Origin of the sequence: Amycolatopsis regifaucium (assembly GCF_001613935.1) — a bacterium.
Taxonomy (GTDB): Bacteria; Actinomycetota; Actinomycetes; order Mycobacteriales; family Pseudonocardiaceae; genus Amycolatopsis; species Amycolatopsis regifaucium.
In genome coordinates this window covers 510,551-521,504 of record NZ_LQCI01000009.1, presented here as the reverse complement: position 1 = coordinate 521,504, position 10,954 = coordinate 510,551, and the positions used below count along the sequence as shown (strand labels likewise).

General features: G+C 65.1%; 8 protein-coding genes and 1 pseudogene. 7 read left to right on the top strand and 2 right to left on the bottom strand.

What is annotated here, in order from left to right; all coding sequences use genetic code 11:
* The 3 genes and pseudogenes from AVL48_RS38255 to AVL48_RS12280 all read left to right on the top strand — a co-directional run.
* A pseudogene (locus tag AVL48_RS38255) lies at nt 1–365 on the top strand (IS1634 family transposase); the annotation flags it as partial.
* Between the two features lie 142 nt (nt 366–507).
* Nucleotides 508–1,728 (top strand): IS256 family transposase, encoded by a 1,221-nt coding sequence (locus AVL48_RS12285; RefSeq protein ID WP_425266131.1) that lies wholly within the window; start codon nt 508–510, stop codon nt 1,726–1,728.
* A gap of 173 nt (nt 1,729–1,901) precedes the next feature.
* Nucleotides 1,902–2,222, top strand: a complete 321-nt coding sequence (locus tag AVL48_RS12280) for a hypothetical protein (RefSeq protein WP_061982829.1) — start codon at nt 1,902–1,904, stop codon at nt 2,220–2,222.
* A gap of 135 nt (nt 2,223–2,357) precedes the next feature.
* Here the strand turns inward: AVL48_RS12280 and AVL48_RS38995 are convergent, their stop codons facing one another.
* Both AVL48_RS38995 and AVL48_RS12275 read right to left on the bottom strand, forming a co-directional pair.
* The gene (locus AVL48_RS38995) at nt 2,358–2,735 is read right to left on the bottom strand and encodes a hypothetical protein (protein ID WP_143104812.1); all 378 of its coding nucleotides are present in this window, start codon (nt 2,733–2,735) and stop codon (nt 2,358–2,360) included.
* A gap of 590 nt (nt 2,736–3,325) precedes the next feature.
* A complete protein-coding gene (locus AVL48_RS12275) occupies nt 3,326–7,270 on the bottom strand; it encodes an nSTAND1 domain-containing NTPase (protein WP_061982831.1) in 3,945 nt (1,314 codons plus the stop codon).
* Between the two features lie 374 nt (nt 7,271–7,644).
* On the opposite strand from AVL48_RS12275, the gene AVL48_RS12270 reads away from it, so the two are divergent.
* From AVL48_RS12270 to AVL48_RS39525, 4 genes are all read left to right on the top strand, one after another.
* Nucleotides 7,645–8,202, top strand: coding sequence for a hypothetical protein (locus AVL48_RS12270; RefSeq protein ID WP_061982832.1), 558 nt, complete (start codon nt 7,645–7,647; stop codon nt 8,200–8,202).
* A 112-nt stretch (nt 8,203–8,314) separates the two neighbouring features.
* The gene (locus AVL48_RS12265) at nt 8,315–8,629 is read left to right on the top strand and encodes a hypothetical protein (RefSeq protein WP_061982833.1); all 315 of its coding nucleotides are present in this window, start codon (nt 8,315–8,317) and stop codon (nt 8,627–8,629) included.
* Between the two features lie 1,255 nt (nt 8,630–9,884).
* Nucleotides 9,885–10,247: a hypothetical protein gene (locus AVL48_RS12255; protein WP_061982835.1), complete on the top strand. Its 363-nt coding sequence runs from the start codon at nt 9,885–9,887 to the stop codon at nt 10,245–10,247.
* A 10-nt stretch (nt 10,248–10,257) separates the two neighbouring features.
* On the top strand, nt 10,258–10,872 hold the full coding sequence (locus AVL48_RS39525) for a hypothetical protein (protein WP_061982836.1): 615 nt from the start codon (nt 10,258–10,260) through the stop codon (nt 10,870–10,872).
* Nucleotides 10,873–10,954 lie beyond the last annotated feature (82 nt).

Genomic DNA, 10,954 nt, shown 5'->3' with positions numbered 1-10,954 from the left:
GCGGCGTGCGCCCGCACCGCTGATCTGGGGCCGGCGTCACTGGTTCTCTACGATGTGTCCACCTTGTACTTCGAGACCGATGCCGGGGACGGGTTCCGTGAGCCCGGGTTCTCCAAAGAACGCCGCCTGGAGCCGCGGATCACGATCGGCTGCTCACCGACGCAAGCGGGTTTCCGTTGATGGTTAACGCGTTCGAGGGCAACTGGGGCGAGACCACTACGATGCTGCCGACCATCCGTGCGTTCATGGATGCCCACCAGCTGGCTGATGTCACGGTCGTGGCCGACGCTGGCATGATCTCTGCGGCCAACCAGCAGGCCATCGAGGCTGCGGGGTTGTCGTTCATCCTCGGCGCGCGGATACCCGGGCCGTGTCATGACAACCGTGTAAGCCGTGGATGGACCAGGATCGGGTCGTCGGACGCGACCCAGAAAGGCTTCATCTGTGACCGAGGACACACCTGACCAGGATCCGGGCTCCGCGGCCGGCGAAGCGCTCGCGCGTGTTCTGCCGCCGGAAACGCTGGACGCGTTGGTGAAAGACGCATACGAGAATGGCGGTGCGCTGGGCGCGCAGGAATTGCTGAACGAGATGACCAAGGCGGTGCTCGAACGGGCGCTGGACGCTGAAATGACCCATCATCTCGGCTATGAGAAAGGAGATCCTGCCGGGAACGGTTCCGGGAATTCTCGGAACGGCAGGTCCCCGAAAACCGTGTCCACCTCGAACGGTCCGGTCGAGCTCGCGGTGCCGCGCGACCGGAACGGCTCGTTCGAACCGGCGATCGTACCGAAACGCGCACGCAGGCTGAGTAATATCGACGAGGCGATCCTGTCGCTGTATTCGCGTGGCATGACCACCCGGGACATCGAATCCCATTTGCGTGAAGTGTATGGCGTGAACGTGTCACGGGAACTGGTCTCCAATGTGACCGAAGTGGTGACCGACGAGATCGCGTTGTGGCAATCCCGGCCCCTGGACGAGATGTACCCGATCCTCTATGTCGATGGCCTGCGACTGCGGGTCAAGGACAAGGGCGTGGTCACCTCCAAGGTCGCCTACCTGGCCATCGGCGTGGACATGGAAGGCCGTAAACACGCCCTCGGCCTCTGGATCTCCGACACCGAAGCGGCGAAGTTCTGGGCCAAAGTCGTCACCGACCTGCACAACCGTGGCGTGAAAGACATCCTGATCGCCTGCTGCGACGGCCTGACCGGACTGCCCGACGCGATCCGCGGCGCGTTCCCCGACACCGTGGTCCAAACCTGCGTCGTACACGTGATCCGCAACGCCATGCGGTTCATCTCCTACGGCGACCGAAAGAAAGTCGCCGCCGCCATGCGGGAAATCTACACAGCGCCGACACTCGAGGCGGCCGAGATCGCACTCACCCAGTTCGACAAAGACTTCGGCACACAATACCCCGCCGCGATCCAGGTATGGCGACACGCCTGGAACGACTTCACACCATTCCTCGACTACCCACCCGAACTCCGCAGGATCGTCTACACGACAAACCTGATCGAGAACATCAACTTCCAGCTCAGGAAAATCACCAAGAACCGCGGACACTTCGACAGCGACACAGCCGCGACAAAACTGCTCTACCTCGGACTCCGCAACATCACCAGCAACCGAGGCGGACCATCAGGAACCGGAACCCGAGGCTGGAAACAAGCACTCAACACCCTCGCCGCACTCTTCCCAGACCGACTACCACTCCACTAGAATCAAACAAGAAATAATCCGTGGCTTACACGGAAATCATGACACGGCCTCTCAGGTGCCGTAAATGCGCATCCGTACGCGCAATCCTCACGGGGCAATCCGTGACCGACCGGCGAAGGAACCTCTATCGTCCCGACAGGAGGATAAAAGACCATCGATCACGAGGAGGAGACGTGGGAAGGATCTTCACGTCGGTCGGCGCTCTGGTTGTCGCCGGCATGCTCACCGCAGGGCCGGTCACACCGGCCAGCGCGGCCACCGGACCGCTGTACATCACGCAGAACGGCCTGACCACCACATACACCAACCCGTCCGCCCGCGCCTGCATCAGCAGCGACCCCGCCACAGGCGACGCGACCTTCTACAACAGGACCGACACGGTGGGATACCTGTTCAACGCCACCAAGTGCACACCCGAGACCTTCACCCAGCGATACCTGCGCCGCGGCGAGAGGACCACGCTGCCCCCCGGGTACTCGGTTGTTTTCCCCTGAGTGGGCGAATGTCATGTCTTCGTGATCACCGGCATGCCCAGGGACACCGCGGTCGATCAGGCGACCCAGGCTGGAGAGTTCGTAAGCCTGATCCAGCTGTCAGGCGCCCCCTGACTTGATTTATAAGGAAAATGATCAATTCGAAATGAGCCGAACCGGGTAGATGGAGGTGTTCACTGCCGACTTGTGATCACCGGCATGACGAGGTCGACCGGGTCCGTGAGGTTGACGGGATCGTGCCAAGTGCTGAGCTAGTGGGGTTGCTTCTGGCATGACGAACCACATCGGGTTCTCCTGAAAAACGGCATCAAGAACGCGGAGCACGCCCTCGATCCCGGCCTCGGACATCTGCCGCATGCCTAGGATATCGTTCCGGAACCTGGTTCGAAGCGTCCCGTCTGCAAGGTTCGCCTTGAGCACGCCCTGGCGCTCGTCGTCGTGCTCGACCCGGAGCACGACCGCTTTCCAGGTTTTGACGATCTTCTCTTTGGGTCGCCAACCGCCGAAGGTCATGTTCTTGCTGTACTCGTTGCGGGAGCGAGAACATCCAGCCATCCCACCACGATAGCCGGGATGACAACGCTTGACCGCTGGCCGACCGAACCATGTGGCAGTTCAACCCCAGTGCCTACCGGCCTTATCGATCACCCGCACCGGGGACGCCATGACGAAATCCGGTCCAAAAAGGACCGTTGTTTTTCAAGTTCCGGAGAGCTTGGGAACCCTATCGAAAGCCGCAGCGGACAAAACCGAGAGGCATTGTCGAGCTGCTATGCAACGGCCAGGATATCCGCGGCCGGGATGTACTGGGCGGACGCCGGGGCAATATGCTGAGGACGGGTGCGCCGCCGCTCTGGGCGAGGAGGAGTTGCGCCGCGCCGCAGGCTCCGGACAGCGCCAAGCAACTGTCCGGGGCCAGCGACGGACGCGAACTCCATGACGTCACCTCGAGCCCGCGAGTACGGTTATGTCCCTCGGTTGACCGGTGATCCAGGCACACGGCCGGGCACCCGCGGTCTCGTCGGTTGATATAGCCTCGGATGATCTCGCTACGGGCCCGTGATGCCGACCTTGGTACAAGGGCTAGTTCTGGTGGTTCTCAGCTACCCGCAGGGCGCTTGATACGGGCGGGCCGGGATGTACCGGTTCCATTCCTGTTCGGAGATGGTGTCGCCGACGTCGGAGCAGATGTTGGTCTGCGCCGCGGCGGGGTCGGTGTTCCAGATGAAGGCCTTTCTGGCGATCCCGCCGGCGGCGAGGACCCGGGTACCGGGTTGGAACGCGAGAGTGAACAGCGCCTTGATGCCCAGGCTCAAGGTTGTGAGATGGGCGGGTTTCGCGCGGTTGGTGACGTCCCAGATCCAGACCGTGCCGTCGGTGGCCGCGCCGGCGAGCGTAGTGCCGTCGCTGGTGAAGGTGGCGGAATAGAGGTAGTCGGTGGGGCCGGTCAGCGTGCTGATCTTGCGGGGCTCGCCCGGATTGGTCAGGTCGTAGAGCTGGATGGTGCTGTCGCCGAGACTGACGGCGAGGGTGTTGCCGTCGGGGCTGAACACGGCGGAGTAGACGTAGTGCTTGGCGGGGTTGAGCGTCGGCCCGAGCTGGCGCGGGTGGGCCGGATCGGTGATGTCCCAGATGCGCAGGGTGCGGTCGGCGCCTCCGGCGACCAGGAGGTTGCCGTGCGGGTTGAACTCGACCCAGTGGACCGAGCCGTCGAAGGTGGCCACCGTGGAGAGCTTGACCGGCGTGTCGCGGCGCTCGAGGTTCCACAGATTGAGGGTGCCGTCCCGTCCGCCGGTCGCGAGCAGCATGGTCGTTGTGCTCACGGCGAGCGACTCGACGATGGTGCTGTGCGCGGTCCAGGGCGCTCCGACGGGCGTGGGGCGAGTGCGGTCGGAGATGTCGTAGATCTGCACCGTGCCGGATCGGCCGCGGCCTTCGACGAGGGTGCGGCGGTCGGCGGCGAAGGCCACGGTGCCGGAGAAGCCGTCGGGATTGGTGATCGGTGGCGCGAGCAAATGAGGCCGGTAGGGGTTGGTCATATCGAGCAGTCGGAGGTCGCCGCTGCCGACGGCGAGGGTTCGCCCGTCGGCGCTGAATCGGGTGGCGCTGACGGCGTCGGTCATGCCGGCCAGTTCGGGCGCGTCGACGGGCCAGAGCCGGGCGACTCCGTCGTTGGCGCCGGTGAGCAGGTAGGCGCCGTCGGGGCTGAACTTGACGGCGGTGGAGTTGGACGGGTGCGGCAGGGTGGCGGTGACTTTGCCTGTCCCGAGGTCGAAGGTGCGGACTCCGACATCGGACTCGGAACTGGCGACGGCGAGCTGGGTACTGTCGGGCGTGAACGCCAGAGCGTTGTTCCAGGTTAGTGCCGGTGCATCCAGCGCGATCTTGCTCCGGACAGGCGTGGCCGGATCGCCGGTGTCCCACAGGAACACCGGCTCGTCGGCGCCGACGGAGGCGAGCCGTCGCCCGTCCGGGCTGAAGGCCAGTTGCCCGATCGCCTTCCGTGGCCCGGGCAAGGTCACCGGTGTGGCGGGATGGGCGGGATTACGGATGTCCCAGACCTGGACCGAACCGGAGTCGGTACCCACGGCGAGGTAGCCGTTTCCCGGGTGGATGGACACGGATTTCGCGGCCTTAGCCGGGTCGACCCGCCAGGGCGTGCCGGTCCGTTGCAGACCCGAGGCGGTGACGCGCCACAACTGGACGCTGCCGCCACCGGGGCCTCCCTTGGCGGGAGTGTCGGCGATCGCGGCGGCGAGCAGTGTGCCATCGGGGCTGAACGCGGCGGAGAGAACCTTGGCGCCGAGGCCGGTTTCGGACGGCAGGGCGATGGGGTGTTCAGGGTCGCGCAGGTCCCATAGCCGGAGGGTGCCGTCGCCGCAGGCCGCGGCGAGGAGTGTTCCCTGTGGCTGGAAGGCCAAGGCGTAGACGCGGGCGCAGCTTTCGTCCGGCAGCGCGGGGAGCCTTCGTGGGTGGCCTGGGTCGGCGGTGCTCCACAAGGTGACGGTGGTGTCGACGGCGACCGCGGCGATCGTTCCGGTCGGGGCGATCCCCACGGCGTACATGGTCGTCGTCCCGGCGGTGGCGCGCATCCGCGCCGCCGGTCTCAGGGCGGTGGCGTCGACCAGTGCCGAGCGGGCTTCGACGGTGGGGGAGGTCCGGTACGCGGTCAGGGCCAGCTCGCGGGCACCGGCGATGTCTCTGTCGCGCAGGGTGGCGGACTGGGTCGCGATCATCCGTGAGGTGGCCTCGTCGCGCTCCCGGGCCGCGATGTTCTCCCGGACGGCCACGACGATGGCGGCGGTGATCGCGATCGTCGCGAGGACGGCGAGCGCTGTGATGACGCCGCCGCGCTGCCGCTTCTTACGTCGAACCTGACGCTGGCTGCTGGACAGGTACTCGGCCGGGATGCCGGTGACCTCGCCTGGGTAGCGGGTCGACCATCGGGTGGCGTCGTCGAGGAACGTGCCTCGCAGGAGGTCTTCCGGGTGGCGTCCGCGCGTGTCCCAGTCGTAGGCCCGCTGTTCCAGATGCTGGCGGAGGACGCGGCCGCGCCGGTCGCGATTCATCCAGGCGCGCAGGGTCGGCCAGGCGACCATGAGGGCGTCGTGGGTGATCTCCACGGTGTCGGCGTCCACGGTCAGCAGCCGTTGCTGGACGAACTTGTCCAAGACCTCGTGGAAGTCGGGGTCTTCGTGCTCGCTGGGGAGTTCGGCCAGCGGGAGTCTTCGGCGGACGTCCGCTCCGGAGTCGTGGATGTGGGTCAGGCGGCGGAACAACAGCCGGGCAAGCCGTTGCTGCGCTGGGGTGAGAGCGTTGAACACCTCGGTCGCGCTCGCGGCGACCGCTTTGTCGATGCCGCCGATCGCGGTGTAGTTCGCGATGGTCATCGCTTCCCCCTGGCCGCGGGTCCAGGTTTCGTGCAGGGCGTGGGAGAGCAGGGGAAGCACGCCGGCGTCGTGGGCGGTGCGGCCTCGCCGCGAGGAGACCTCACGCAGCAGCAGGTCCGCGAAGCCGTCGTCGAGCCGGACGCCTGCCTTCTTCGCCGGTTCCTCGATCACCGCACGCAGGCCCTCATCGTCCAGGTGCGTGACGGCTACCTGATCCCCGCCGGTCAGGCTCTGCAGGTGGTGGTTGTTGAGGGCGGGTTCGTAGAGATTCGCCCGCACGCCGAACAGCACGACGCAGCCCTGGTGGGCGCGGGTCATGGCGCCGAGGACGGAGAAGAAGGTGTCGAGGGCGGCGGCGTCGTCGTCGCTGGTCTCGGTGGTCAGGGCCTGCTCGAACTGATCGACGATGAGCACCGCGCCCGACGGACCGCCGGAGGGGCTGCTGCGCTGCTGGTCCTCCAGCAACCGGTCGAGAAAGTGCGCGCCCTGTGCGGGGGAGTCGGCCAGGGTGCGGGCGATCCGGTCCGGGTCGTCGTCGAGCCGGGCGGACAGCTCGTCGGCCAGGCCGCGCAGCGGCGACGGCCCGGCCGGGATCGACAGGACGGGCCAGGTGGCGCTGCCAGGGAGCTGTCCTCGGCGCAGTGCGGCCTGGATACCCGCGTGCAAGATCGAAGACTTCCCCGCGCCGGAGGCGCCGACGAGCATCAGCGCACCACCGCCGAGGTCGTGGAGCTGCTCGACCCGGTCGAGGATGGTGCGCACGAGCGACTCCCGGCCGAAGAACCAATCCGCGTCCTCGGCCCCGAAACTCTCCAGTCCGCGGTAGGGCTCCACCCCAGCCACTACCCGTGGCTTCGGCCGCAGCCGACGTATCGCCTCGAGCCAGAGGTCGAGCTCGGCGCGCCTCGTGATCCCGAGGATTCTCAGCAGCGTCGTGAAGCCGTCCTCGTTGTTTTGCTGCGGGAGGCTGCCGCCGAACCAGCCCTGCAAGGTGCTGGAAGTGACGGCGTGTCCGGCGGCGGTGCACGCCTCACTCATGCCGCGGAAGGTCCAGCCGCCAGCGTCCCTCATCGTCCCCATCGCCTCACGGAAGGCAACGCGGGTGTGGATGAGGCGGGGGTCGGGGAAATTCTCGGTGGTGCCTGGGTGATCGGTCACCTGCAGGTGCTCCTCACATCAGCAAAAGGCAACAATGGGTAACGGCAACGCTACCGGTCGGGGACCAGCGATTTCGCCGTCCGCGGGTGTACGGGTCTTGTACGTAACCACTGTTGATCTTGATAAACCACTTCCCAGCAGGGAAGACTCGGAATGGTCAGGACGTACACCACGCCATCCGCCGCTCCGGCCTCCGCAGCAGCAAGTCAGCACACTGAGTGATCATCTTCGGATGAAGGACTCCGTCATCGGGTGCACACGATGACCTGATCCCCGACGGCGGCGTGTGCGCAATCCCCCGGAACGCGCCCCAACCCGGGCGCGACCGCCACCGCTTGTGAAAACTTTCGCAAGCAGGGAAGGGAGTTCGAACCATGTCCGTCAACTCCGACCAGCGCGGTACCGCCGCCGCGGCCCGCCGGGGTCCGCGGCGAGCGGCGATGGTCGCGGTGACCGCGCTCGGGCTGAGCACCGCCGCGACGCTGGGCCCGATCGCGGCGACCGCGAACGCCGCCCCGTGCGGGGTGAGCGCCTACAGCGCCGGCGTCACCGTCGACACCGAGACCAACGCGCCGGACTTCCGGATCAGCATCGCGCCGACCGACAACGCGCGCTGGGCGCAGGTCTCCGGCCACGGGCACGAGGCGACCGTGCACCTCTGGCACGACGTCCAAGGCTGTATCCCCTGCCTCTACCACGGGCTCGCCGACAGCATCTACCAGCAGATCGAGTGTCACGTCATCTTCGGCCGCATCGACCCGGCGACCGGATCGACGTTCGATCTGGAGAGCTGGCACGCGCCGCTGGCCACCCCGGACGTGGCGAACTACGTCGAGACCGGCTGTCTCAACAACGTCACCGGAGGCTGGAAGGGCACGGGCCGCAACCTGCCCGGCGGCCTCGACCAGCCCGCCAACTCCACCACCGCCTGACCCGGGGGAGGGGAAAAGGGGTGGCCGCGCCCGCGCGGCCACCCCGCCCACCCCCTTCCTACATCGGCACACGCACGCGGTGCACCGTGCACCGCGCGGAAAGGAGAACAAGATGTTCAAGAGAATCGCCGCGACGCTCGCTTTGGCGCTCGGCCTGGGAATGGGCCTCACGGTCCCCGCCCAGGCGGCTACCGTGGTCGGCGGCCTGTCGGTCGAAGCCGCCTGCGACACCCAGCGGGGGGCCATCACCTACGCAGTCCTCATCGGGCCCAACGCCTACAACTGGCGCTGCCGGCTCGACCTCGGCGGCACGAGCGGCTACTACAGCGTCGACCTGAACCGCGAATGCCAACGCGTATACGGAGGCAACACCTGGGCGACCCCACTCAACAGCAACGACCCCTACAGCTGGCGCTGCTGGCGCTGATCCGGCAGGGGAGATCCGTCGCCTGCCATGGACGGACCTGCAAGTGGCCTCTCGGTAGCGACCGAGGGGCCACTCGACATGCCGACGACGGCTGTCCCCGTGCGGTCTATCTCAACAACTCGCCCGCCCTCGAACTTCGGCTGCGCCACCCGCCGCGGCCAAGGACGGTGAGCACCACCACGCCTGCGTTGACTACCCCGGCATCGACCTGATCGCTCCGGTACCTGCGCTTAGGTTGAGAGTGCTGCGCGGAGGAGTTTCTCCGTCACGTCCATGCCGAGCCGAAGCCCGGTCGAGATCGGGATCAGGCGCCCGTTGATGGGGTTGGAGTACCGGCCAGCCGCCTTCAGCCCTCAGCGGCGTCCCGGCACTCGCTGTCAGGCGCCGCCCAGAGTGAACCGGCGTCGGGAGCCCGGTTCACACGTCGGGGCAGAAGCGCTCGGGCATATAGCGCTCGAACAACTCGTCGCCGAGACGCTCCCGGTCCACCGCAGAGCGCGATCGGATGCGATCAGCTCGGGCCGGCGTCAGGAAGTGGGTACTAGCATGGATCCAGAAGAGCTGACCGGTCTTGCGCGTTCGTGGCTGGCTCGCAGAGGAACGTCCCTGACGAAGGTGGAAACTCTTAGTCACTCTGCAAAATATGCAATAATATGAATGTGAATCTTCGGGATATTTGGACACGGTCAACTAAACATCTAAAACCGTGGAAAAGATTGAGCATGCGGTCGTCAGTTGATACGCCATCGACTGCTCGCGAACATCACGCACCTCGGCGTAAACGTAGGCCGAGCCGCGGCCGGCCGGGTGCCTCGCCTCGTCGACGAGGAGGGTGTTCTCGGCGTGTCCCGGATGTGGCGCGGAAAGGACGGAGCTGAGGAGCGCCAGGTGCGTTTCCGGGGACAGGACCGTCCGCGTCGCGTCGCGGGGCACCCGCCAACTTTCAGTCAGACATCTACTGCATTGGCAAGGATCAGTCGGGCGAGTGGGATAAAGATCTTGAAGCTCGACTTCGAGGAATCGGCACCAGCATCGTGAGGGTGCCAGCATGCTGGCCGGAAAAATATTCTACTACCTTGATCTACTTTGACAGGAACAATGATTGGAGCGGTTGAGCGTCTAGCTTTTCGGGTACTGCAACAGTCGACCCATGTCGCCCAATAAAGGCTTGCGCGACATCAATAGCTGGAGGATACACTCGCAGTGTCACAGCTTGTCAATCTCAGGCTCCACTATTTTGACGAATGGATCACTCGTGAGCGGACTCGACCAGGTGCAGATGAACCGCCTGGTCCACACCAAGGCACTCTTTGAACGCGCGATGCGGATCTCTCATGAGGCGCACCCCTTCGACGCCGACTCCCTGTTACTCTTCCACGACTCGGTGGAGAACCTGCTGCATCAGGCTGCAGGATTCCTTGAAGTTGAACTTCAAAAGAGTTCGACATTCGATAGCTACTGGAAAGCGACACAGGAGCAAAAGAACATCACACTTTCTGGTCGGGGGCCGATGAAACGCATGAACGACGCGCGAGTCGGATTCAAGCACCACGGTCTCGTGCCGTCAACCTCCACGATCGAGCAAGTGCGAGCAGACGTGAGAACCTTTTTTGATTGACACCATTCCAATGGTTTTCGATATCGAATTCGACAAGATCGGCATGGACTTGCTGATCCAGGATACTAAAGCGCGCAGGCTCCTGGACGAAGCCGATGAGCTGGCGGCGATCGGGACTACGTATGCGATCGCTGTTGCGATGCTCCACCTCCACGACGCCTTTCAGATGCTTTTCAACCCATTTATCAAACCTGAATCGTACGACGCGGACTGGCCTGCACTGCGGCGCGCCAGTCGCGGCGCCGACTGGGAGCACCTTCTGGGTGTCGTCGAGACCGACATATTCGCTTATCAGTACTACTGGCCAGTCTTTCTGCTCAACCTTGACTACGCCGACTACGGCAAGTTCGTGAGCCTGGCCCCGCGGCACCACGCAGGCCCGACGTGGTCAGGAACTCGCACCGAGCCGGACACTGAGCTCTGGTTCGAGCCGAAATTCATGACTAGGGAGAACTACGAGTCAAGCCGTGAATTCCTTGTCCGCGCTGCTATCCGAGTAAAGGAGATCGGGACACCTCAGCCCGCCGTCTATTCTGGCGACACCGTCCACGTCACCCTGAGCAGGCTGCTCTCGCAGGCTAAAGCAGGACGTGCGGCTCGGGTGCGAGCCAAAGGGCAAAGTTAGTTCAGAGAAGCAGGCGTGTTCGTGGATGCAGGACGTCCCGAAGGCGCGAGCGCAGGTGCCGAGCGAGACTTTGCGCTTCTCG